16 protein-coding genes are annotated in these 25,780 nt (G+C 49.0%); 10 read left to right on the top strand and 6 right to left on the bottom strand.

Going from position 1 to position 25,780, the window contains the following annotated elements:
* The first annotated feature begins 21 nt into the window (after positions 1 to 21).
* Positions 22 to 2,493, top strand: coding sequence for a VolA/Pla-1 family phospholipase (locus EIZ48_RS02725; protein WP_160648596.1), 2,472 nt, complete (start codon positions 22 to 24; stop codon positions 2,491 to 2,493).
* Between the two features lie 79 nt (positions 2,494 to 2,572).
* Here EIZ48_RS02725 and EIZ48_RS02730 read toward each other — a convergent pair whose 3' ends face one another.
* Positions 2,573 to 3,178 (bottom strand): peroxiredoxin C, encoded by a 606-nt coding sequence (locus tag EIZ48_RS02730; RefSeq protein WP_160648597.1) that lies wholly within the window; start codon positions 3,176 to 3,178, stop codon positions 2,573 to 2,575.
* A gap of 303 nt (positions 3,179 to 3,481) precedes the next feature.
* On the opposite strand from EIZ48_RS02730, the gene EIZ48_RS02735 reads away from it, so the two are divergent.
* The 3 genes from EIZ48_RS02735 to EIZ48_RS02745 all read left to right on the top strand — a co-directional run bounded on the left by EIZ48_RS02735 (position 3,482) and on the right by EIZ48_RS02745 (position 10,744).
* Positions 3,482 to 4,804, top strand: a complete 1,323-nt coding sequence (locus EIZ48_RS02735) for a Na+/H+ antiporter family protein (RefSeq protein WP_160648598.1) — start codon at positions 3,482 to 3,484, stop codon at positions 4,802 to 4,804.
* A 183-nt stretch (positions 4,805 to 4,987) separates the two neighbouring features.
* The gene (locus tag EIZ48_RS02740; protein ID WP_160648599.1) at positions 4,988 to 6,316 is read left to right on the top strand and encodes a response regulator; all 1,329 of its coding nucleotides are present in this window, start codon (positions 4,988 to 4,990) and stop codon (positions 6,314 to 6,316) included.
* A gap of 42 nt (positions 6,317 to 6,358) precedes the next feature.
* Positions 6,359 to 10,744 (top strand): transporter substrate-binding domain-containing protein, encoded by a 4,386-nt coding sequence (locus tag EIZ48_RS02745; protein WP_160648600.1) that lies wholly within the window; start codon positions 6,359 to 6,361, stop codon positions 10,742 to 10,744.
* Positions 10,745 to 10,810: 66 nt separating this feature from the next.
* Here EIZ48_RS02745 and EIZ48_RS02750 read toward each other — a convergent pair whose 3' ends face one another.
* On the bottom strand, positions 10,811 to 11,152 hold the full coding sequence (locus EIZ48_RS02750; RefSeq protein WP_160648601.1) for a Grx4 family monothiol glutaredoxin: 342 nt from the start codon (positions 11,150 to 11,152) through the stop codon (positions 10,811 to 10,813).
* Between the two features lie 373 nt (positions 11,153 to 11,525).
* Here EIZ48_RS02750 and sodB point away from each other — a divergent pair, with 373 nt between their 5' ends.
* Positions 11,526 to 12,110, top strand: coding sequence for a superoxide dismutase [Fe] (gene sodB, locus EIZ48_RS02755; protein WP_160648602.1), 585 nt, complete (start codon positions 11,526 to 11,528; stop codon positions 12,108 to 12,110).
* Positions 12,111 to 12,201: 91 nt separating this feature from the next.
* On the opposite strand, the gene asd is transcribed toward sodB, so the two are convergent.
* Positions 12,202 to 13,317 (bottom strand): aspartate-semialdehyde dehydrogenase, encoded by a 1,116-nt coding sequence (gene asd, locus EIZ48_RS02760; RefSeq protein WP_089153680.1) that lies wholly within the window; start codon positions 13,315 to 13,317, stop codon positions 12,202 to 12,204.
* A 745-nt stretch (positions 13,318 to 14,062) separates the two neighbouring features.
* Between asd and nhaC the strand changes: the two genes are divergently transcribed.
* The 4 genes from nhaC to fldA all read left to right on the top strand — a co-directional run bounded on the left by nhaC (position 14,063) and on the right by fldA (position 21,781).
* Entirely contained in the window at positions 14,063 to 15,559 is a 1,497-nt protein-coding gene (nhaC, locus tag EIZ48_RS02765; protein ID WP_338046893.1) for a Na+/H+ antiporter NhaC, read from the top strand.
* A 554-nt stretch (positions 15,560 to 16,113) separates the two neighbouring features.
* Positions 16,114 to 17,463, top strand: a complete 1,350-nt coding sequence (gene hcp / locus EIZ48_RS02770) for a hydroxylamine reductase (protein ID WP_160648604.1) — start codon at positions 16,114 to 16,116, stop codon at positions 17,461 to 17,463.
* Positions 17,464 to 17,628: 165 nt separating this feature from the next.
* Positions 17,629 to 21,201: a pyruvate:ferredoxin (flavodoxin) oxidoreductase gene (nifJ, locus tag EIZ48_RS02775; protein ID WP_160648605.1), complete on the top strand. Its 3,573-nt coding sequence runs from the start codon at positions 17,629 to 17,631 to the stop codon at positions 21,199 to 21,201.
* Between the two features lie 85 nt (positions 21,202 to 21,286).
* Positions 21,287 to 21,781 (top strand): flavodoxin FldA, encoded by a 495-nt coding sequence (fldA, locus tag EIZ48_RS02780; protein WP_160648606.1) that lies wholly within the window; start codon positions 21,287 to 21,289, stop codon positions 21,779 to 21,781.
* 119 nt (positions 21,782 to 21,900) lie between these two features.
* On the opposite strand, the gene EIZ48_RS02785 is transcribed toward fldA, so the two are convergent.
* The 3 genes from EIZ48_RS02785 to yejK all read right to left on the bottom strand — a co-directional run bounded on the left by EIZ48_RS02785 (position 21,901) and on the right by yejK (position 25,487).
* Positions 21,901 to 22,260, bottom strand: a complete 360-nt coding sequence (locus tag EIZ48_RS02785) for a nitrous oxide-stimulated promoter family protein (RefSeq protein WP_160648607.1) — start codon at positions 22,258 to 22,260, stop codon at positions 21,901 to 21,903.
* 220 nt (positions 22,261 to 22,480) lie between these two features.
* The gene (locus tag EIZ48_RS02790; protein WP_160648608.1) at positions 22,481 to 24,235 is read right to left on the bottom strand and encodes an Hpt domain-containing protein; all 1,755 of its coding nucleotides are present in this window, start codon (positions 24,233 to 24,235) and stop codon (positions 22,481 to 22,483) included.
* Positions 24,236 to 24,473: 238 nt separating this feature from the next.
* Positions 24,474 to 25,487: a nucleoid-associated protein YejK gene (gene yejK, locus EIZ48_RS02795; protein ID WP_160648609.1), complete on the bottom strand. Its 1,014-nt coding sequence runs from the start codon at positions 25,485 to 25,487 to the stop codon at positions 24,474 to 24,476.
* Between the two features lie 74 nt (positions 25,488 to 25,561).
* On the opposite strand from yejK, the gene EIZ48_RS02800 reads away from it, so the two are divergent.
* Entirely contained in the window at positions 25,562 to 25,780 is a 219-nt protein-coding gene (locus EIZ48_RS02800; protein WP_075764867.1) for a YejL family protein, read from the top strand.

The raw sequence follows: 25,780 nt of genomic DNA on the forward strand, positions 1-25,780 counted from the left end.
TTTGAAAGATAGGGATATAACATGAAAAAGAATATTTTAGCGGTACTGATTGCCTCTAGTATTGGCTTGGCTGGTTGCGGGAATGAAAGCGAAGTCGTCGGTAACCCAACCATTGATCCAATTATCGAAAGAAGCCTGAAAGCGGATACCAAGATCAAGTTTGACATTCTTTCCAACCCAAGTGCGCCTATCGTAGTCAAACCGACCTACCTGGCGGTTGATAAAAACGATGGAACCTTAGCGACCGAAGGTTTAGCTGCAGATCCAACTAAATGGTCAGACCCACTTGTGACTATGGGTAAAACTGATGGCTGGAGCACCAACCAACCGATAACAATTGAGTTTATTGGCAATAATTTAGATAGCACCACTGCTGCAGATGGATTCTACTTGCTAGAAACAGGGGATCCAACGTCCAGTACTTATGCTAACACCCAACCAGTACCACTAACTGAAGCTAACGGTGACTTCAAAGTCTTTGCCTCAGGAAAAACCTTGACGGTACTGCTGACCAAACCGCTTAAACCGGCGAGCCAATACCAATTTGCTATTACCTCTGATTTAAAGGATATCAATGGCAATGAAGTTGGCATGAGTAACAGCTACGCGGTATTAAAATCAACCACCCGACCACCGAGCGAAAAACTCGAACCAGCACAGCGCCTCGCCCGTGCCAGTGAAGCAACGTTTGCAGCAACTGGGGTTGATAAAAACAAGATTATCTTTACCAACTGGTTTACGACCGCTTCAGCCGGTGATGTTCTGTTCGCAGGAAAAGCCGCTTCAGCCCTTGCGCTGAAAAATGGAGCCTCAACCGTATGGCAAGGTTCAGCGATCGCTGACAATGTTGACCTCTCGAAAGTTTATAATATGGATCGCCCAACATTCATCCAAAAAACTGTTGGGGGAAACAACGATATCTATACCGGTTCCGTATATCTACCCTATTTCCTTGAAACAGCCGCAGACAAGTTTTCAACGACACCATGGCAGAGCGGCATGCCGAGCCTGGCTGCAATTAAATATATACTGGGAGATGATACGGCCAGCAGCACCGACAAAGCCATTGTTATGCAAAAGCTGACAAGCTGGGGCATTACCTTGGACGATCTTGAAAAAGTCAGTACCGATCCGGCCGTTCAGCTCAAAGTTCTTCCGCTGCTAACAGGCAAAACAATCACTTTATCCGATGGCAGTCAGCTAGATAGCGAACGCCTAATCACACGCTACAGCCCAGTACCTAAGCTCAAATCCGTACAAGAAGTTGAGTACACTCTAATCCTACCGGCTGACAACACTTGCAAAGCTGCTGGAAAGAATACAGTCAGTATTTACCAACATGGGATCACTGCGAATAAAGAGGAGCTCACAACTAGTTCGTTGGCGGATACCATCATCGGCAGTACTTGTAATGCAATTTTTGCCATAGACTTGCCGTTACATGGTACACGTGGCGTAACTATCCCTGGTGTAGGAAATGTTACAGCTTCAACTAAGCCTGAGATCTTCTTAAACCTTGAAACATTACCAGTAGGACGGGACAACCTGCGCCAAAGCGTCATGGACCAGATCAATCTACGTGTTGCTATCGGCCAGAAGTTATTTACGATTAGCAAAGGAGGCGCTGGTACAATTGATGAACTTGGATGGCTAAACCCAGCTAATGGCGTTAGCTTTATCGGCCACTCTCTTGGTGCAATGACTGGGGTTGCATTAGGTAACGTAGCCAACCGCCCACTCGGAACATCTGCAGCAGACCAGCAGAGCGATGCACTGTTCTTTAATATCAATAAACTTGCTCTAGCCAACCCAGGAGCCGGTATTCCTTACCTACTCATGGAATCGGGTGAATACGGTAACTTTGTAAAAGGCGCCCTGCTAGCTGGCTCCAGTGCTAAATTCAAGGCTAATTGTGATGCTCAGACTTTAGATTACAAAACTTGCTATACCGGTTATGAAGCAAGCCTGCTTGGCAATGGTGATCCGACTTCCATAGCAACTTTAACTGAGATATACAAAAACTTCAGTAACTTTGCCTATGCCGCACAGACAATTCTGGATACTGTTGATCCACTCAACCATGCACCACAGATAAGCAGCGGGCTACCTGTCTACTTATCAATGGTGAAAGATGACAGCACAATCCCGACACAGCTTACATTCAGAAGTACTGTCACTGGTACAAGTATCGCTAAGCCTTATTCGGTATTTGGTGGTACCTTGCCGTTGGTTGACGAAGGCCTGCTAAATTTAACTGTCACCGACAGCAATGTAGCATCTCTAGTCAAGCATGTTACTTACTTCACTGCCGGAGACCATGGCAGCCAGAAGAAAGACAGAAACGCTGCTAACCCAGATGCCGCTACAGGCGAAATGCAAGATCACATCGCCGACTTGGTCAATGGTGACGGCAATAGCCTTTCAGTACCGAATACAGGTACTGTACTTTCGGCAACCTTGCCTGATCCTTCTACAAAGCAATATGGCTTTTAACTATCTGTAATACATAAAAAGGCTAGCCTCGCGGCTAGCCTTTTTTTATCTGTCTTCTTCAGCCTATCCTGTAACTGAATTACAAATCATCGGTATGTTCAGACAGGTATTTCGCCACCCCTTGTGGTGATGCATCCATACCCTCTTTGCCTTTCTCCCACTGTGCCGGACACACTTCGCCGTTTTGCTCGTGGAACTGCAGGGCATCAACCATCCGTAGCATCTCGTCGATATTACGTCCCAACGGTAGGTCATTCACCACCTGATGACGAACAACCCCTTCCTTGTCTATCAGGAACGAACCGCGGAAGGCGACACCAGCTTCAGGGTGTTCAACATCATAGGCCTGGCAAATTTCGTGCTTGGTATCGGCAACCAGCGGATACTTAACCGGCCCAATGCCGCCGTCTTCAACGGCTGTATTACGCCATGCGTTATGAGAGAACTGAGAATCAATCGACACCCCGATCACTTCCACGCCTTTGGCCTGAAAGTCAGCAAAGCGCTTATCAAAAGCGATCAGCTCAGAAGGACAAACAAAGGTAAAGTCCAGCGGATAGAAGAAAAGCACCGTCGCTTTTCCCTGGGTATGCTGTTTCAAATTAAACTGCTCGACAATCTCACCATTTCCAAGCACTGCCGCAGCAGTAAAATCAGGGGCAGGACGACCTACTAGTACACTCATAACAAACTCCATTTAGTGAATGCCTTGTCGGGTTATTGACAACAAGGCATTGCGTTCGAAAATTAGCCCTAACATATTGTTATCGCTAACGGTTATACATAGCGTTCATTGCAGAATCAGTATAGACACGGCTTTATGGCAAGGCTGAGACATTCAGCAAAAAAAATAAAATACCTTACCGACATCAAATTTTTCTCGACATGTCGTTAAATTTCAGGAAACTGGATGTTTTTGAGCGAAACAGCCAAAAATAATAATAAACTTTACACATATGCCATAACACAACGGATGGATCTTAGTTTTATGAACCCAGTAGTTATATCGGTATGCGTCATGCTTGTCCTTGCATTAATGCGGGTCAATGTTGTCGTCGCGCTTACCTTCAGTGCCATATTAGGTGGCCTTATCGGCGGGATGCCGCTGGCAGAAACCGTTTCTGCCTTTGAAGGCGGACTAGGTGGCGGTGCCACTACCGCCCTGAGCTATGCCATGCTCGGTACGTTTGCTGTCGCGATTTCACGCTCGGGCATCACAGATGTACTGGCGCAGAAAGTTATCAAGCGAATCAGCGGCCATGAAAATGCAGCGGCTGCAACAGGTGTGAAATACTCCGTTCTTACCATTTTAGTGCTTCTAGCCATCTCTTCTCAAAACGCCATTCCGGTTCATATCGCGTTTATTCCGATTGTGATCCCGCCCCTGCTGCATGTATTTGCCAAGCTGAAGCTTGACCGCCGTCTGATCGCCTGTGTGCTGACCTTCGGTCTGGTTACGCCATATATGGTATTGCCTGTCGGCTTCGGGGGGATATTCCTCAACAACATTTTGCTTAAAAACTTGCATGACAATGGTCTGGATGTCACTGCCGGCCAGGTGCCTTATGCGATGTTGCTACCGGCACTGGGCATGATTTTCGGCCTACTTGTGGCTACGTTCTTCAGCTACCGCAAACCTCGCGAGTACTCTGAGGAAAAAATCCTGGCCAGCGAGCCAGAGCACGCTGAAATCAACATGCAGCATGTCTATATTGCCGTAGGTGCCATTATTGCGGCACTGGGTGCCCAGCTATACAGCGGCTCTATGATCATCGGTGGCCTGATTGGTTTCATGGTGTTCACATTCGGTGGCGTGATCAAGTGGAAAGAAACCCACGATGTATTCACCAAGGGTGTACACATGATGGCTATGATTGGCTTTATCATGATCGCAGCTGCCGGCTTTGCCTCGGTAATGAAAGCAACCGGCGGTGTTGAGACACTGGTTAGCTCTTTGGCCGACGTGATTGGTGATAACAAGCCTCTGGCTGCGCTTCTGATGCTGGTTGTCGGCCTGTTGGTAACTATGGGTATTGGTTCGTCGTTCTCTACCATCCCAATTCTGGCAACTATCTATGTCCCGCTGTGTCTGACGTTTGGCTTCTCACCCCTGGCAACCGTTGCCCTAGTCGGTACTGCTGCCGCTCTGGGTGATGCGGGCTCGCCAGCTTCTGACTCGACGTTAGGCCCGACAGCAGGTCTGAATGCCGACGGTCAGCATGAGCACGTCTGGGAAACCGTTGTTCCGACCTTCATCCACTACAACCTGCCGCTGATTGCCTTTGGCTGGTTGGCATCGATGATCCTGTAGAACAACAAATCAATACGAAATACAATAATAAAAGGCCGCGAAAGCGGTCTTTTTCGTTGTTTCGCCCTAATTACATTCACTTCTGTTAATTATCTCAAAACATAGCCAATTGTTTTCATATGTCATTTTTCTAAACTATAGTTGATTCATACGGATACGTGTTTTTTCGTGATGGGGCTCTATATGGAAATACTTGCTCAATCAACCTATTTGATCATTGACGACAGCAACATTATTCAGAGTGCTACCCGTGCATTGCTTATGAAGCTCGGAGTACCAATGAATAATATAATTAGTACGGCCAGCGCCAAAGGTGCCATTGCTGCCTGCAACAAACAGAAGTTCGACATTCTGCTCATCGACCATAACCTCGGGACAGGAAGCACCGGATTGCACCTGCTCGAGTTTTTGCGTTACAAGGAGATGCTCAAGCAACAGGCACTGGTTTATATTGTAACCGGCAACGACAGCCAGGATGTATTTCTTGGTTACTCACAGCTTGAACCCGATGGTTACCTGATCAAACCCATACGCTCAGATGACATTATCAAGCGTGTGTCGTCCGGGCTATTAAGGCGCGAATTCTGCCAAACTCTCGAACAGGCATTCAACAGAAACGGACTGGCAGACGTCAAACCGCTGTTTGCCGGTGCACCGGATACGATGGCGTTAAAAAATGGCATTCTTCATATCGTCAACCTGCTGTGTAAAAACCAGCAATATGACGAAGCGCAGGCAATGCTTTCCGGATTACTGCAACTGCACAACCACCTACCGGCTAAAATCAAGCAAGTCGAAATATTATTACGCAAGCAGCAGCACCAGCAGGCACTTCAACAAGTGAACACCCTGATCAAAGAAAATAAATTCAATGTTCGCCTGCTATATCTCAAAACGGAAATCTGTATCGAGGCAAACCAGTGGCCGGAAGCCGAAGATACCATTCAGCGAGCGTTGAAGTTAAATAACAGCAGCATTGAACAAACACTGAATATTGCCTGGCTGCATATTGCCAACGGTCATTTCGACAAAGCAATACCACACCTGCTGCATGTTGCCCATCTACTGCCTTATTCGATGTGGGACAACTCGGGCCGCCGTGGTTTGGCTGTCTATGCCGACATGTTCAATACAGAGCTAGAGCCACTGCAAAACTGGCGGACTGATGCCGCCTGGTACCGGCTAAGCAAGGGAAACGAAAGTCAGTTATCTTCAAAAGCAACCCTCAAGGCGCTGCAGGCACTGCGGCAGAATCGATTGGGCAATGCCGAGCTGGCAGCTGAGCTATTAGGCCAAATCCCCGATCAGGATATTACCGATTTTGAAACCGGCTTTTTAATTTGTCTTGGTTATCGCGAACTTGGGCTCAATGAACAGCTTAACCAAATGAAGCTCAAATTGAATGAACTGAACATACTTACCACGACAACGCCTGCACTCTCACGACTTCAGTTTTTGGCCTTGAAGGAGATGGGAAATGTTAATGCCCCTTCTATGACAGTAACGGGTTAACGAGGCGGGTTAACGACAACGACATCGGAAAGGATGTAGGGAATGATGACCGAACAGTTCTTTCAACGGACCAGGTGTTTTTTTATTACCTGTTGTCTGCTCTTGAGTATCTTGCCAATTCCCGGCCAGGCAGATCCACAATCATCACTAACGATCGTAAGTGACAGACCCCATCTTCGAGTCGGTCTCCCCGGTTTCAGTTTTCCTCCCTATATTTTCGTTACCGAGAATAAAGATGCCTCCCCTGGCACCCGCACATCGACAAAGACAGAAACTCAGGTTGACGGGTTGCTAATTGAGATCCTCGACCAGGTCGCCAAACATGCCGATTTTACCTACGAGATTACGTTTTATTCGACTTATAACGAGGTCGTCACAGCCTTTAAAGCCGGTGAACTGGATCTCCTCCCCGGAGTAACCTCCACCTTCAGCCGCCAACAATATATGGCATTCAGCGAGCCGATGTTTTCAATACGGCGGGGAGTGATCACCAAGCAACAGCCGGTTAATCAGTTTCAGGAATTAACGGGCAAGAAAATTGCCGTAGAGCAAGGCTTTGCCCTAATGGAGCTGTTACCCAGCCTGATGCCGAAAACAACCTTAGTTCCCGTCAGCAACAGCCTGCAAGCCATTGAATCAGTCCAGCAGTCTAAAGCCGATGGCTATATCGGCGATGCCGTCGTCCTATCCGACCTGCTCCGGCAACATAATGATCCTTCACTGGAACTGTCGATCCTTCCCGGCCTGCCGACCAACCATTTACATTTCGCAACCCAAAAGGGTAAGCACAAACTGCTAAGCAGGATCAATTTCGCCTTGGAAGACATAAAAAGTCAAAGCCTGACAGCGATTTATAACCAATGGCTAAACCCCGGGCAAATTAATATGTTCACGAACTATGGACAGCTTCGCCTCAGCCCGGAAGAAAGAAGCTGGTTAGACAAAAATCCCTACATCACCATTGGCGTTCATCGTGACTGGGCGCCCTATGACTATATAAATGTCGATAAGATCCATTCCGGCCTGACGGCAGATTTACTGAATATCATCAGTAACGAGCTGGGCGTCAAATTTGAAATCAGCAGCAACAAAACCTATTCGGAGCTCAACCGCGCTTTTCATGACGGTGAGCTTATGATGCTCTCAGCGCTGCCTGAAACGCCGACTCAAGACAAGCTGATGTACTTCTCAAGCCCATACATTGACGAACCCTGGGTACTGTTTGCACCCGCCGAGGAAGGGATCGACTCCCTGCTTAACAACAGCAAGCTCACTGTCGGCATCATTGCCGATACTTCGGGATCGGAACTGCTCACTGATTTCTGTAACAATTGCTCGTCGGTCTCATACATCAATCAGGTATCAGCCTTTCAGGCCTTGCAAAAAGAAGAGGTCGACCGCGTGCTGACCTCGCTGCACCACGCCTCCCCGCTACTGCAATCGGACTACCTCGGCCAGTTTAAAATGGTCGGCCAGATCGAAGATAAAAACCTCGTTCCCTTACACTTTGCGGTGAATTTCCGCCAGCCGATATTACTCAATATCATCAACAAAGCGCTGGGCTCCATACCGCAGGAAGAATTGACCCGGCTTGAGAACAAATGGCTGACCTTTGAATATCAGGAAGGATTAGCCCCCAAGGAGGTCGCGAAATGGGCGGGCATCATAACCTTACTGGTGCTGACGGTAATCATTACTATCACCTGGTGGAACCGTAAAATGGCCGAGGAGATTTTACAGCGGAAAACGGCCGAGAAACGTGCCAAACGAGCCGAACGACGCCTGCAACACCTTGCCGACAACCTGGACGGTGTCGTATTACAGCATGTTCAGCCCGACCCGGAACAGCCTCTGAACATCCAGTACACCTTTGTCAGTGCGGGCGTTAAAGATCTGCTGGGGGTTTCAGCCACCTCGATCAAGCTCCATCCCGAGCACCTGCTCAACCTGCTCGACGACATTGATATGCCCGCACTTAAGCAGAGTATGTGTGAGGCAACCAAGCAAGGTCACTGGGATAGCGAACAAAAACTGAAATACCACAGAGGCCAGCTTAAGTGGATACAGTTTAAGAGCCGTGTCACTCCCCATGAAGAAGGCGGATTTTACTGGAATACGGTTGTCACCGACATTTCCCTGCTAAAACAACAACAACTCGCTCTGGAACATGCAAGGCAAAAGGCAGAAATCGCTACCGCCGCAAAATCACAGTTTCTTGCCACTATCAGCCATGAGGTACGTACTCCCATCAGCGGTATTCTGGGTCTACTCGAATTGATGGCAGACCAGCCCCTCAATGATGAGCTTGTTAACCTGCATGGCGGCCTGACCCAATCGGCCAGGAATATGCTCCACATCGTCAATGACGTTCTGGATTATTCTAAAATCGAAGCCGGAAAACTGGATCTTAATCCAACCAATATCGAGCTCGGCAAAGTGCTGGCCCGTATCATCCAGCCTCAATCCATTCATGCTCAGCAAAAGAACCTGGCCTTTAAATACTGGCAGGATCCCAGATTGGCTGACTGGGTACTCGCCGACGATATTCGCCTCCACCAGATCCTTAATAACTTCCTGAACAATGCGGTCAAATTTACCGAACAAGGCACGATCGGGCTGGCTGTCGATGTACTCAGCCCGGCTGACTCTGAGCTCTCTTCCGGGAAACAAACAATACGCTTTACCGTCAGCGACACGGGTATAGGTATCTCACAGGCACAACAAAAGAACCTGTTCAAGCCGTTTGAACAAGCCGATCAAAGCACCAGCAGACGGTTTGGCGGCACGGGTCTGGGACTCGCGATAGCGCGCAAACTGGTCGAACAGATGGATGGGAGTATCCAGCTCAACAGCCAATTAGGCAAAGGGAGTGAGTTCAGTATCATAGTGACTCTTCCATTGGGTGAGCCGGAGCCTGAACACAGGCCTTCTCATACGGCAAACGATACTGATGTCCCCGCCTCTATAACTAGCGGCAGCAGCCTGATTATCGGCTATTTTATGCAGCGGGAAGCCCTGTACCGCTACCTGCAGCACCTGCAACTCACCCCGGTGATCGTTGCTGCCAAACACCGTTACGAACTAAAAAATGAAGCGGACAAACACCAGCCCAGACATATCTTTATTGCCATGTCGATCTGGCAGCAGCTTCAGCTCAATGACCAATGGCTGGAAGAACACTTACCGGACATCAATATTATTATCATCAACCAGAACCCGATGCTCTCTCCGGAACCTCTCGGCCAGCAGTGGTGTCTGTCTGTCAATCCACTCCTTCCAGACAACCTGCGGCATGTTCTTACCATGCCGGTCAGTAGCATGCAGAATAGACTCATCGAACTTGTTGAGTCTGAAAACTGGACGGAGAGCCGGGAATCTGCCGAGGCCAACGGACGGCTGATCCTCGTTGCCGAAGATCACCCCGTCAACCAGCAGGTTATATCCAAGCAACTGAAGAAGATTGGCCTCCATGCCGACATCGTTGACAACGGTGTCCTGGCCCTGGAAGCGATGAAACACCACCGCTATGGACTGCTGCTCACCGACTGCCATATGCCTGAGATGGACGGATATACCCTCTCAGCCACAATTCGACAACAAGAACGTCGCGCCACTGACACTGACAACGGAGGTGAACTGGCACATGAACAACTCATCATGGAATTCGGACCGACCATTAGCCATTCCTACCAACAAATGCATGCCGGACACAGCGTCAAAGGACTCCCCAAATCAGGACTTCCTATCATCGCCCTGACAGCAAATGCGATTCAGGGAGAGGACAGCCATTGTTTTGAAATGGGTATGAGTGACTTTCTGGTCAAGCCAGTCTCAATAGCCAAACTCAAACAGGTTCTGCTGAAATGGCTTAACGCAGACCCGGTTACACCGATGAACACAGAAGAGCAAGGCCAAATCCAAGACGATGATAGCCACAGTGCCAGCGAATTCCTCGATCTGTTCAGCGCTGTCGACCAACAGCTTGACGACGATGATCTGCAAGCGTCTCTGGACGCTTCACCTCGAAAAACCAGCAACGCAGATGATATCAACCAAAATAAAAGCTCATCGTCAGCAGTACTCGACGAACAAAAGATCCTGTTGCTATTTGAAGACCAAGAGGTGGTCAGTCAACTGATGGAGGAGTTTAAGCACAACCACCGGCAAGATTTCAGACTGCTGAATAAGGCAATCGAGCAAGGTGACCAGCAATCGATAAAAACCATTGCCCACCGGATGAAAGGCGCCTCCCAGATGCTGGAGTGCGACACGCTGGCAATTCCTTTGGCTACGATTGAAAAAGATGCGGAACGCGCACAGTTCAGCGCCGACTGTACTGCTTATGTCACCTTAAAAGAAGCTACTGCCAAGCTGCAACAAGAAGAGAGCTCTGACCGTAGTCACCATAAAGCAAGCCAGCAGACATAACACAGACAATAAAAGCCCCGACAGATGCGGGGCCCTTCTTGAACTCAGTATTAGCAAACGGGAGAATTACTCCGCAGCCGCTTCACCGTCACGACGCTCGGCCGCTTCTTTGATCAGAGGCTGCAGTTCGCCTTTCTGGAACATTTCAAGAATAATGTCACAACCGCCAATCAACTCACCTTCAATCCATAACTGCGGGAAAGTCGGCCACTGCGCATAGGCAGGAAGTTCTGCACGGATATCCGGGTTTTGCAGAATATCGACATACGCAAACTTCTCGCCACATGCCATTAGCGCCTGAGATGCCTGAGATGAAAAACCACAGCTAGGCAGTTTTGGCGAACCCTTCATGTACAACAGAATTGGGTTTTCAGCGATCTGTTGCTTAATTTTGTCGATGGTTTCCATAGCTTCCTCTTACGACACTTACTTATAAGTTGAATTTCACAGACATCATTCTACTTGGTCATGCCAAGGAAAAAAACGCCTAAAATTTATATGGATATTTTAAATGGCAATCTAGGCAAGTGTCTGAATGAAAAATATCACTTGAGATCCCGGCATATCCCTCTTTGAGATGCTATTTTTTAACAGATGGGGGTTTTAATAAAGTAAAAACTTGCTAAAATAGCTCAGCAGTCACATTATGCCTCTATACCAATGAGTATAGTGACCTAATATGATTGGTATCAGTCAGTTTCAAAACAATAAGTAGACCGAAGTCTACTGGAAGCAATGTCGGGGGCTTGTCCCCAAAAAAATCAGAATGGAGAACCGAGCAATGGCATTTGAACTACCAGCTCTACCGTACGCAATCAACGCTCTTGAGCCACACATCTCTCAGGAAACGCTTGAATACCACCACGGCAAGCACCACAACACCTACGTTGTGAAGCTAAACGGCCTGGTTGAAGGTACAGAGCTAGCTGAGAAGTCTCTGGAAGAAATCATCAAAACTTCTACTGGCGGCGTATTTAACAATGCAGCTCAAATCTGGAACCACACTTTCTACTGGCACTGCCTAAGCCCTAACGCAGGCGGTGAACCAACAGGCGAAGTGGCAGACGCAATTGTAAAAGCATTCGGTTCTTTCGAAGAATTCAAGGCGAAGTTCACAGACTCAGCAATCAACAACTTCGGTTCTTCATGGACTTGGCTTGTTAAGAAAGCTGACGGTTCTCTAGACATCGTGAACACGTCTAACGCAGGCACTCCTCTAACAGAAGAAGGCGTAACTCCGCTTCTGACTGTTGACCTATGGGAACACGCTTACTACATCGATTTCCGTAACCTTCGTCCTGACTACATGAATGCGTTCTGGGCACTGGTTAACTGGGAATTCGTTGCGAAGAACCTGGCTGCCTAATTGTTAGAAAATTAGACATACTTTCAAAACGCCTGCAAATGCAGGCGTTTTGATGCTTAACCGTTAGAACAACTTGCAGGTACTGCCTGCGTTATTGTTTCTCGGCCAAAATGATACGCAGCGTACGACGTAACGGCTCTGCCGCCCCCCATAGCAGCTGATCACCCACCGTGAAAGCATTCAGGTAATCATCACCCATTGCCAGCTTGCGCAAGCGACCAACCGGAATAGACAGTGTCCCGGTTACCTTGGTCGGGCTCAGCTCCTGAACAGTGATATCACGCTCATTCGGGATCACCTTCACCCAATCGTTATGGGACGCAATCATTTCTTCAATTTCATCCAGCGGAACGTTCTTCTTAAGCTTAAGAGTCAGCGCCTGACTGTGACAGCGCATGGCACCGATACGGACACAAGTACCGTCAATCGGGATTGGGTTATTGTCCAAACCAAGGATCTTGTTGGTCTCTACCGAGCCTTTCCACTCTTCCTTGCTCTGGCCGTTATCACGCTTCACATCAATCCATGGGATCAGCGAGCCTGCCAGCGGCACACCAAACTCCTGGGCAGGGAAATCAGCAGCACGCATTGTATCTGCCACCTTACGGTCAATATCCAGGATTGATGTTGCCGGGTTAGCCATTTCGCTAGACACCGTATCGTTAATCACACCCATCTGGCTGATCAGCTCACGCATGTTCTTGGCACCGGCTCCCGATGCAGCCTGGTAAGTTTGAGAGGTCATCCACTCAACCAACCCGGCCTGATAAAGGCCGCCTACCGCCATTAGCATCAGGCTGACCGTACAGTTACCACCGGTAAAGGTGTTGGTGCCAGAGTGAATACCCTGTTTAATTTGATCGAAGTTCACCGGATCAAGCGCGATGATCGAGTCTTCTTTCATTCGCAGCGTTGAAGCAGCATCAATCCAGTAACCTTTCCAGCCTGCCTGGCGCAAAGCCGGGAAGACTTTCTCGGTATAGCTGCCACCCTGACAAGTAATAATGGCGTCGAGTTTTTTCAGGCTCTCGATATCAAATGCGTCCTGCAATACACCAGCGTCTTTACCAAAATTGGGCGCCGGAATACCAACTTGAGACGTAGAAAAGAACACTGGCTCGATAACGTCGAAGTCTCCTTCTTCAACCATTCGCTGCATCAGCACCGAACCCACCATACCACGCCAACCAACCAGACCAACTTTCATCATTGTTACTACACTCCCTGTTCAGAATTTCATATTCGACATACCAATCGGCAGAACTATCTGGCCATACCACTCACAGCATTAGCTGCAGATAGTTATGCCTACTGGCAGTAGTTCATCTATAGAGATTTAGGCGATGAAAAACAAGCACAATCTGCATGAAATGAGCAAAAAAATGCCTAATCGCAGAATAAGGAGCATTTTTACTGGGTAAAAATGCCTCATACCAAACAAAACAGCCACCACCAGTTCAGACACCCTTTACGGGCCAGAAAACAATCTACTTAGCAGTAAAACGCCAGATAAACAGCCTAAAAGTGACCCTTTTATACACCAATAAGAGAAAAGCACATTTAACAAAACAAACTGTATCATACGACTGTTTTTGAAATACTGCTCACACCCTGATAACCTAAAAATAGCCATAACACTGGTCGTTTACTTCAACAACAAAGCAAATAACCAGAAATAAAGCTACAAAACAAGGAATTTAAGACAAATAGATCAACCTTTGAGAACAGTTAAAAAACAACCAAAGCACAACACAAACACTAAAAATTAACACTTTTTAAAAGAGTTAATATGTATTTTTTCTTTATTCAGCCAACTGGTTGGATGAGGTCACAGAAAGGCACAATATTTATCGCGGGACTCAGTGCATTCGGATAGAGTAGCGCCGAAACGACATGAGCACCTAAATAAATGACTCACAAGTCATAAGAATTATTATTATTTGCCTCTGAGAATTGCTAATTCAGAGGCTTTCCATTTTTTACAGGCTCGAACTAACAAGGTTAGAAGTATGAACAAACAGACTGTGAAACTGCCATCGCTGTTACAAGTCATTGTAGCGTTGGGTATTTTTCTTGCGCTGGCATTCTCTTTCACCGCAAAACTAGATTTACCTATCCAGCTGGCTCTCTATATCGGCTGGTTCGTTATCATGGCACTGGGCATTAAACTGGGTCATGACTACAAATCTCTGGAACAGGCTGCAACCAAAGGTATTTCCAACGGCCTGGGTGCCGTACTGATCCTGCTTGCCGTGGGTGCGCTGGTCGGTACCTGGATTGCCGGCGGTATTGTTCCAACCATCATTTACTATGGTCTTAAAGCCATTCACCCATCCATTTTCCTTCTGGCAACAATGATCATCTGTTCCCTGACGGCGCTGGCTACAGGTACTTCCTGGGGAGCTGCCGGTACAGCAGGTATCGCCATGATGGGGATTGGTCAGGGCCTTGGGATCCCGGCACCAATGACTGCAGGTGCGGTACTGTCTGGCTGTTACTTCGGTGACAAGATGTCTCCGCTGTCAGATTCGGTGATCCTTGCCTCTTCTATGTCTAACGTAGAGATCATGGAACACATTAAAGGCATGCTGCCGATTGCACTGATCAGCTACATCATTACAGGTATTCTGTTCACCGCGGTAGGCTTCCACTACGCAGGCAATGTTGACATGTCTCAGGTTGAGTCTGTTATTGCCGCGATGGATCAGCAGTTCGTTATCTCTCCGTTCTCGTTCGTTCCTGTCATTATCGTGCTGGCACTGCTAGCCATGCGTCTGCCTTCATTCCCTGTTATTTCGCTTGGCTCTCTGCTAGGTATCGTCTGGGCAGTGATGGTTCAGGATATGGATCCGCTACTTGCGTTCAACACGGCATGGGCACCATTCTCTATCAGCTCCGGCGTAGACTTCATCGATGCGATCCTGAACCGTGGCGGTATGTCATCCATGCTGGGCTCGGTTGCGGTTATCGTCTTCGGTCTTGGTTTTGGTGGCCTGCTGGACAAAGTCGGCGTGCTGCAGACCATTGCCAAGCTATTTGAAAAACGTGTTAACTCTGCAGGTAGCCTGTCTGTATCGACCATTGCAACGGCATTCCTGGGTAACGTGTTCGGCTCGGCGATGTACGTATCGCTTATCCTGACGCCTAAGATCTGTGCCAAGAACTACGACCGTCTGGGTTACCAGCGCAAGAACCTGTCTCGTAACGCCGAGTTCGGTGGTACGTTAACTTCCGGTATGGTGCCGTGGAGTGATAACGGTATCTACATGGCAAGTATCCTGGGCGTGGCGACATTCTCTTACGCACCATTCATGTGGCTAAGCTTTGTTTGTATCATCGTCACGATTGTGTCTTCTTACATGGGCTGGTTCGTTGACCGCTGTCCACCATCAGCAACGGCTGATGCTGAAGACGAGATTGAAGGTATTACCCAGCAGCAAACCGCTTAATACCTTGCACATAAACTAAAAAAGCGCCTAAGGGCGCTTTTTTATATCCGCGCCCTGTGTAGTTAATAATGATTATCCTGCCGTTCGTGATCTCGCTGGGAGCTTCGGTGCCGGTTACCCGTATACCTTTTCATAAATTTCGCTCTGACCGCACACAAGTGCCGTTGAGACTCATGAAGCACTTCTTTTCGTAGCTTTCTTTCTAGTTTGCACGCTTTCATTGCCAACCTCGATACAGACTTCTATCAGGGTCACATCAGTACTCAACATCTTTGATAGCAATGCTATTTCACTCCGACCATTATGCTCGCAATGAATTCCTGACGGTTCAATCAATAGAATATAACTGCGAATAGTCCCTCTCAACCAATATGACTCAATCCTGACAAAACCATACAAGCTGATGCTTTCCTGCTCGGCATCAAAAGTTTCATTTCAAATGTAGGTTATTGGGCAGATAATGATCCGGATCAATGACCCGGGGCATTCAGTACCTATATCCTCCTCCCCTATTATAAAGTTGCACAATAAATACACCTTTAAGGAATGCAATAATGTCGAACCTAGCAATGTTTTGTCACCAGTGCTCAATGGCCCAAAGCGGCGGCTGTGGCAGCACAGGTAAAACTCAGGGTACATGCGGCAAGGATGAAACCCTGTCTCGCCTTCAGGATATTATGATTTTCGGCCTAAAAGGCCTGTCAGCATACCGTACCCATGCCGACGATCTTGGCGCGGATACCAAATCGGTTGACGATGTTATCGCCGAAACACTGTACTTCACACTAACAAACGTTAACTTCAGCTTTGACCAGCATATTGCCCAGCTAATGAAAATCGGCGGTGCCGGTAGCGAAATGATGTCTCGCCTCGGTGAAGCTCACCATGGTCGCCTTGGGATCCCTACTCCTGTATGCGTACCGCAGAACAAAGCCGAAGGTAAAGGTATTCTTGTTACCGGTCACGATCTTGAGCTGCTAGAGCGCCTGCTGATTGCCACTGAAGGCAAAGGCATCAACATCTACACCCACTCGGAAATGCTGCCAGCCCACGGCTACCCTGAGCTACGTAAGTACAGCCACCTTAAAGGCAACATCGGTAAAGCTTGGTTTGACCAGAAACAACTGTTCCAGAAGTGGAACGGTACCATTATTGTAACGACTAACTGTATCGTTCCTCCTACAGGCCGTGCCGATTACGCCGACCGTCTGTACAGCTACGGTATTGTAGGTATCGACAACTGCCGCCAGTTGGAAGATGACTTTGCACCGCTGATCGAGCAAACACTAAGCCTGCCGGATATCGAAGGCTTCGACAGCGACGACACGCTAATGACAGGTCATAACTACAAGACAATTCTTGGCCTTGCTCCGCAAATTCTTGAAGCCGTTAACGCTGGCAAGATCAAGCAGTTCTTCGTCGTTGCCGGTTGTGACAAACCAGGTAAGCCGAACGATTACTTCCGTGATCTGGCACTGTCTATCCCGGACGACTGCATTATCCTGACCTCGTCTTGTGGCAAGTTCCGCTTCAATGACCACGACTTTGGTACCGTACCGGGCACAGAGATCCCTCGCTACCTTGACCTTGGCCAGTGTAACGACAGCTATGGTGCAGTCATGATTGCACTTGCACTGAGCGATGCGATGGGTGTACCGGTTAACGAGCTGCCTGTGAACATCGTTCTATCCTGGATGGAACAGAAAGCCGTTCTGATCCTGCTGGCCCTGTTCAACCTGGGTATCCAGAACATCTACCTGGGCCCCAACCCACCAGAATTTGTCAACGAGGCAATCTTCGAGTTCCTGCAGCAGCAATTCAACCTGCAGCTAACTGGCAATGTTGAAGATGACCTTGCCAAAATGCTGAACCCTCAGCCAGAGATTGAGGTAGTCGAAGCCTAAGTCGCTTCGCTCCCTTCGCTCAACCGGGCCGGCCTCACCCTACCCACACAGAGGTCGGTCCGATTCAAAATAATAAGACAGCCAAGCTTAATCACTGACGGTACCCCATTTCAGACGCCATCAGTATTCGCTTGAACAGACAGTGCTTGTTCGCTGGAGTAAGTTATGCCTAAAAATCCACGGATTGATAACCAAAACATCACCTATGCTACGATGGACGGCAACGAAGCCGCTGCTTCCGTCGCCTATCGCTGCAATGAAGTCATCGGTATTTATCCCATCACACCTTCTTCCCCGATGTCGGAAGCATGCGAGATCTGGGAAAGCCAGGGACAAAAAAACCTGTGGGGACAAATACCGCGGGTCATTGAAATGCAATCTGAAGGTGGTGCAGCCGGTGCGGTTCACGGTGCATTGATGGCCGGTTCGATGGCCACCACCTTTACCTCGTCTCAGGGCTTGCTGCTTAAAATCCCGAACATGTACAAAATTGCCGGTGAACTGACACCGTTTGTTATGCATGTCGCTGCGAGAACACTTGCCACCCATGCTCTATCTATATTTGGCGATCACTCTGATGTGATGGCAGTACGCCAAACCGGTTTTGCCATGCTGGCGGCCAACTCTGTCCAGCAGGCCCACGATTTTGCCCTGATCAGCCAGGCGGCAACACTGGAAAGCCGGATCCCATTTGTCCACTTCTTCGATGGCTTCCGCACCTCGCATGAGATCAACAAGATTGCCAAGATCGACGATGACACCATTCGCCAGATGATCTCCGAAGATCATGTTGATAGCTTCCACCAGCGCGGGCTGACACCCGATGCGCCAAGCATTCGCGGTACAGCGCAAAATCCGGACACTTTCTTCCAGGCACGTGAAGCCGCCAATGGTTTCTATCAGGCCTGCCCGGATATCGTGGCCGATAAAATGGCCCAGTTTGCCAGCCTGACTGGAAGAGAATACAAGCTATTTGATTACTACGGACACCCGGAAGCCACCGATGTCATTGTGATTATGGGCTCGGCCACCTCGGCTGTTGAGCAGGCGATTGATCACCTGCTGACGACCGGCCGTAAAATCGGTATCGTCAGTGTTCACCTTTATCGTCCGTTCTCGCTCAAGCATTTCATGTCCGTGCTGCCTGCTAGCGTTCAGCAGATCGCCGTCATGGATCGTACCAAAGAGCCAGGATCCGTCGGTGAGCCGCTATACCTTGATGTGGTTTCGACCATCCAACAGGCACATGCAGCGAAACAATACCCGCACCTGCCAGCAATAATGGGCGGTCGCTACGGCCTGTCATCGAAAGAATTCAATCCGGGCCATGCCGTCAGCATCTTCAATGCGATGGCCGACGAGCAGCTCAGCCATAACTTCACGGTGGGGATCTGTGATGATATCACCCACCTTTCTCTGCCGCCGGTTCCTGCCATTGATGCCGAGCCAAGCAGCCGACTACGTGCCCTATTCTACGGTCTGGGTGCCGACGGTACGGTCAGTGCCAATAAAAACACTATCAAGATCATTGGTGAAAACACCGACCTGCATACGCAGGGGTATTTCGTCTATGACTCCAAGAAATCAGGCGGTACGACTGTTTCGCACCTGCGTTTTGACACCATGCCTGTCGAAGCGCCGTACCTGATTGAACAGGCTGAGTTTATTGCCTGCCACCAGTTCCAGTTTGTCAACAAACTGGAGATGTTCGAGCACGCTGCCGAGCAGGGTATCCTGTTGCTCAACAGCCCGCATAGCGCCGATGATGTCTGGGAGCACCTGCCGCAGGAAGTCCAGAAAGTTATCATCGACAAGCAGCTCAACCTGTATGTTATCAATGCCGTAGAGCTGGCCCGTGAGCTCGGGCTGAAAAACCGCCTGAACACCATCATGCAGACGGCTTTCTTTGCCCTCAGCGAGCTGATGCCACTCGAGCAGGCTATTGCCCAGCTCAAAGAGGCGATTGAGAAAAGCTACGGCAAACGTGGACCGGCCATTGTTGAGGCCAACCACAAGGCCGTCGATGCAACGGTTGCCCGTCTGCAACAGGTGGCAATTCCGCAGCAGGCCACCAGCCTGTTCCGCCGTCCGCCTGTCGTTAATGAAAAGGCCCCTGAACTGGTCAAGCGTGTCAGTGCCATGATGATGGCCGATAAAGGTGACCTGCTGCCAGTGAGTGCCTTCCCTGTTGATGGCTGCTGGCCAACGGCGACCAGTCAATGGGAAAAACGCAACATTGCCCAGGAAGTACCGGTCTGGGAAGAAGACCTGTGTACCCAGTGTAATATTTGTACCCTTGTCTGCCCGCACGCAGCAATCCGTGCCAAGACTGTCAGTGCCGATGCTCTGGAACTTGCGCCAGTTGATTTCAAGAGCGCCGAGTACAAACAGCGAGACTTTAAAGGCCAACAATACACATTGCAGGTTTCACCGCAGGATTGTACCGGGTGTAACCTCTGTACCACGGCTTGCCCGGCCAGTGACAAGGCCGATCCATCACGCAAGGCCATTAACATGGCACCGAAGCAGCCGGTACTGGAATCACAAAGCAAGAACTACGAGTTCTTCCTTGACCTGCCAGAGCTTGAGCGTATTGATATCAAACGTATCGATGCCCGTACCAGCCAGTTACTGCAGCCATTGTTCGAGTATTCCGGAGCCTGTTCCGGTTGCGGGGAGACGTCCTATGTGAAGCTGCTAACCCAGCTGTTTGGTGATCGTCTATTGGTTGCCAATGCCACCGGCTGCTCGTCAATCTATGGCGGTAACCTGCCGACCACACCGTATGCCGTCGACAAGCACGGACGCGGACCGGCCTGGGCGAACTCTCTGTTCGAAGATAACGCCGAATTTGGTTTAGGTATGCGCCTGGCACTCGACAGCAAACGTAACAACGCGCTAAGCCTGTTGGAGACAGCTGCTGACATCTTACCGACCGAGCTACAGGAGCAGATCAAGCAGGATGCCTTTGACAGCAGCGAAGCCGCTGTTACTCGTCAGCGCCAGAACCTTAGCCGCATGCGAGCCGAGCTGCCTTACAGCCACCGTCAGCTCAACGAACGGGCAGACAACCTGGTTGCCAAAAGTAACTGGATTGTCGGCGGAGACGGCTGGGCCTATGACATTGGCTTCGGCGGCCTGGATCATGTCCTGGCTGGCAGCGATAACGTCAATGTACTGGTCATGGATACCCAAGGTTACTCCAACACTGGTGGCCAGCAGTCCAAAGCAACCCCAACCGGTGCTGTGGCCAAATTTGCCACCCAGGGCAAAACCAGCAACGGCAAAGATCTGGCGCTAAACATGATGATGCACGGCAATGTCTATGTCGCCAAAATTGCATTGGGTGCCAATATGAACCAGACCATCAAGGCTCTTCAGGAAGCTGAAGCGTATCCTGGTCCGTCACTGGTTATCGCCTACTCACCATGTATTACCCATGGCTTTGACATGGCCGAGGGTGTCGAGCACCAGCAGTTACTGGTAGAAACCGGTCTGTGGCCACTGTTCCGCTTTGATCCGCGACGGACAGACAAAGGCCGGGCCGCTCTGCAAATGGACTCTAAAGCACCGAAAAAGGATGTCGAGGAGCTGATCAGCCGTGAAGCTCGCTTTACGCAGATCCTGCGCCGCAACCCTGAACAGTATCAGGCCAACCTGGAACGGTTGCGCCAGCAAGTTGCTCACAAGCACCTGTTGCTGGAGCAACTAGGCCAATGGAAGCCTGAAAAGAAATAAACATTTGGCGTGGCAGCTCTCTGCTACGTCTAACCGAACATAAACAGACTGAACCATCAGCAATACAAGTTAGCTGGAGATGAACATGACAAATATTGGTATTTTTTTCGCAAGTGACACAGGCAACACCGAGAAAGTTGCTGAAAAAATCGCGACCCGACTAGAGCTGGAGACCAACGATATTGCCGGCTGCAGCAACGAGGTTTTTGATGACTATGATTTGCTGATCCTCGGTACGCCAACTGCAAACTATGGTGAAATGCAGCCGGACTGGGACTGTTTTGTACCAGAGCTGGAAGATGCTGATCTAAGCGGAAAGAAAGTAGCACTATTTGGTCTGGGCGATCAGGTGGACTACCCGGATAGCTTCCAGGACGCCATGGGTGATCTGGCCGATCTGATTGTTGAAGCAGGCGGCGAGATCATCGGTCAGTGGCCAACGGACGGTTATGAGTTTAACGACTCGCGCGCGGTAAAGGATGACAAATTTGTCGGTCTGGCTCTTGATGAAGACCGCCAGCCTGAGCTTACCGATGACCGTATCGCAACCTGGTTAAACACGCTGGGACTTTCGGCTTAACGCCTTAACATGTACCAGACGTTATAATAGCGCAAAACAAACAAAGGCTGCATCATGCAGCCTTTGTCGTATATAGCCAAAATGTATCGAACACTTCTGTGTGATTTATCTCGAAGCTGTTATCTTGTCGACATTGACTGTGCGTCAACCGTTCCTACAGAGCGATAACTGTCGAGTTTGAACTTTAAGGCCTGCAACGGACGCCGCCAGGCGAATTTTGGCGAAGACCAACGCAGCACATGAGAGAAATGCAGTCGCTTGGCAGGGTGGTAACACTGACTCTTGCATTGCAGACAGTTAGGCTTGTCTTCTCCCAGGCGACAGCTGGCAACCCGCGTTTCGACATATTCAATAAGCCCTTCACATTCAGGACAAATGATTGCCCCACGGTGCAGCGTTTTACAATATAGGCGAATCATCGCTTTTGCTGTGTCCAGTTCACGCTGCTTACGAACTGAATGTTTCGTTTGAACTATCATAGGGGCGGTATTATCCATCGCAGCCAAAAACAACCTTTGATAAAGATCAATTTTGCCTGTCGATTGAATTATTCCGCCAAATCAACCATACCCGCAGTATAAATATCTAGCCAAACTCAAACCAGACAGCTGTTATTCTGCAATAATTACTTTCACCTCTCAGATTTGGGTCAAAAAACACCATTTTAGCCTATCCAGATCCCAATTATCCGAACGAGATTTAAGCAACCACCGCTGCTTGTTGAGTCAGGTAATGCGTAACTGCAACAACAGTATCATTCAATACTCTCTCCAGTTTCCTGTATTCAACATCGGCAACAACTTGCTGCTTTTTGAAATGCTTCTCGATGATCTCCGCCTGCCGCTTTAGAGACGCAGCACCCAAACTGCTTGCGACCCCTTTAAGAGAGTGAACCAGCCTCAGAGCAGCCTCATCGATGTCATCGGGCGCACGCTGGTAGACCATCTGCTGCAGCTTTTTGGCATCAAGTGCATGTTCCTCAATAAATATCTCAAACAACATTTTGACTGATTCTACATCGTCATCCATAGACTCCATCACATACGCCACATTCAGCACGTCTAGCTGCTCATCCTCTCTCTTAGGTCCTGACTGCTGGGCGTCAGCCTCCAAACTCTCACTGGCCGCACTACCGCGCTCGGTAATATCAGGTATCTCAGAAGAGTTGGCCTCAAAATACTTGATCTGAGAATGATCAGTCTCAACAGGCTGGATCTCAGCATCCTGAATCACGTCAGGCGCAACAACCCTAATCTGTTCAGCATTCGCCACCTCTTCATCACATGTCATCTCTTCAACCACAACAGCACCTTGTTCGCGTTCTGCTTCCTCGGCAAGGTATGCCACGATGGCCGCCTTCAGCTCTTTAAGCGCCCCATCTAATCGCTCAATATCTTCGGCGTGAACGGCAATACCCTGTTTGCAACAATGCTCGATATATTCAGCACGCTGGCGCAACCGGCCTGCGCCAAAACTGCTAGCGACACTTTTGAGGCTGTGTGAGATTAAACTGACCTCATCACACTGACCGCGCTCAAGACTGGCAGATAGGCGCTTGGCATCATCAATGTGCTCCTTGAGGAAAACCTCCAGCAGCATCACCACTGACTCCCTGTCACCGTCCATGCTGTCGAGCATCTGTTCCGTATCAAGTACAGAGTCCGCAGTGCGGGCTTTTTGCTCTGGGTCCTCAGCAATCACATCCGAGCCCTTAACCTCGTCGTCCTCTCTTATATCACGCTCCGGTACTAACAATGGAGGTGCTGCCTCCGTGATCTGCATGGCTTGCACTTTCCTGCGGCGACCGACAACACCATAGCTCACCCCACCAATACCCACGAGCGCTACCAGAACAGCCAGCAACAAGCTCAACCAGGTCAGGGTTGTCTCAGATTGGATCAAAGCAGATTGCAACTTCTGTAGGGAGGCAAGGAAAGGGTTCATGTCGACGCTTTTGATCGCCGTCAGGTCTGCGGTAACCTGACCTTTAGCAAGGAGAGTCTCCTTATCAAAAACATAATGCCGAGTCAGCCAGGCATATTCGGCCTGGTCGGCAAATTGATTACCCTGCTTAACCAACGGGGTGATCTTGGCTTGAACTGAAGCCGGGATATCGCCATATTGCCACTCGGTCAAACGGCTACGAAACGGCGCTGTCAGTTCACTTTGTTGTTCTGAAACGGGCCGTAATGAGTCGGCAGGTACGGTAATCACTTGCCACCGCAACTGCTCAGCCTCATTTTGCAACTGCGAGGTAGAACTGATGAAACTCAGGGTCGATGCCGATAGCATAGACAGATAGGCAATAACGCCCGTTCCGACCAACAATAACAATAAACCCAACACGAGAATAATAGGTGACGAGTCTCTGCCCTGCTCTTCAGCCTGCCGACTTCGTTCTGGCATTACAGGTGCAACAGCAAACTCTGATACAGGCTTTTCTTCTATTTTCATACTCACCCCTATCTACGGTATTACAAGATCTGTTGGTACACCCCTTTCCAACGCTAAGTCACTTTACACACTATATAAAAACCAAGTCATCATAGCCTAGCAACACTAACATTAACCTTAGTCAAGATATTCACCATATTCCATTAGACCTTATGCACACAATGGCACACCCATAACTAAGTTACAAAAAAACCACCTCCATCAAAGACAAAGGTGGCTGTCTGCTCGTCAGCGTAATTTAGCTATCAGTGTTTAGACGTCGCTGCAGTTGATCCTTCAGATTCGGTGGCGTTCCCTTAATTGTCAGCGTATCGGTTTCGGCATCATAAAAAATGCGCTCACCCAGTAGCATGCTGTCAAAGTTAATCGAAATCCCGCCACCTGAACCGACAAATTTAGTCAGCTTGCGCATGGCGGTACGATCGGCCGGAAAGCTCTCTTCCAACTCGTACCCCTGGTTGGCAGCAAACTGATAGAAGTCAGTCCCGTCCTCGGTGGTCGGCAGCTCTCCCGCCAGCTCCTTCACCGTCACCTCATCGCCGGCCTGTAGCTGGCCATTGCAGTAATCGTAGACTTGCTTACGGTATTGCTGTTTCTCATCCTTTTCCAAACGCGAGTCAGCACAGTAGTCCTCTACCGCCTGCATCAGCACCTGATTTTGTTCCTTCACGTCCAGCCCGACTTCTGCCTGCATGAAATCAAGGAAAAAGTCTGCAATTTTACGACCGACACGCCCCTTAATGAAGGTCAGGTAACGGTTGGATTCGCTATCCGTTTCCCAGGACGAGAGATCGATGCGCGCAACAATGTCCATTTTGCCGACATCGAGATAGTCAGTCGCACTGATATCTAGTTGCTCGGTCACCTTCATACTGTGACAGGTCGGCAGCAAACCGATAAACAGATAGTCGGTTGCCAAAGACTGGTACTCGGCCAGAACCAGGGTGCCAGCATCGGCAAACGGATATTTAGCCAGCTCGGTCTGCAGTTTTTTCGCCGATTGGTTAGAAAATGACAGGAAATCTAATTCTCCGGAGCGAATTTGCTTCAGCCAATGACTAAACTCACTGTCTTCGGCAAAGTGGGCAAAGCCTTTCGCGCCCTTGCTGCTGTAGACCCGGTGTAGTTCAGCAACCAAATCCTCTGTCGATTGGCTATTTTCAAGCGTTTGTTTTCTAAGATGAACTTCAAGTTCATCCTGATCATTTTTTGTCAGTTGGTGCAGGATGACGTTCGAAAGCGTAAGACTCATAATGGAAAAGTTTCAGTTAATCTAAAGTGTAGGTTATTATAAGTCGCTTTCTTTAACATTAAACAAGACTTCCTATGCCAATTACTTCAAAATACACCAATAAAAAAGTTGAACAAATCATTGATGACGTGTTCGATGTACTAGAGAAGCATGATGCTTCTGCGGAACTAGCACTGATGATCGTAGGTAACATCGCTACCAACGTGATCAATGCCGACGTTCCAGCATCGCAAAGGAAAGCAATCGCAGAAAAATTCTCACAAGCTCTGCTCTCCTCGATTAAGGAAGATTAA

The sequence above is a fragment of the Photobacterium alginatilyticum genome (assembly GCF_009910675.1).
Classification (GTDB): Bacteria; Pseudomonadota; Gammaproteobacteria; order Enterobacterales; family Vibrionaceae; genus Photobacterium; species Photobacterium alginatilyticum.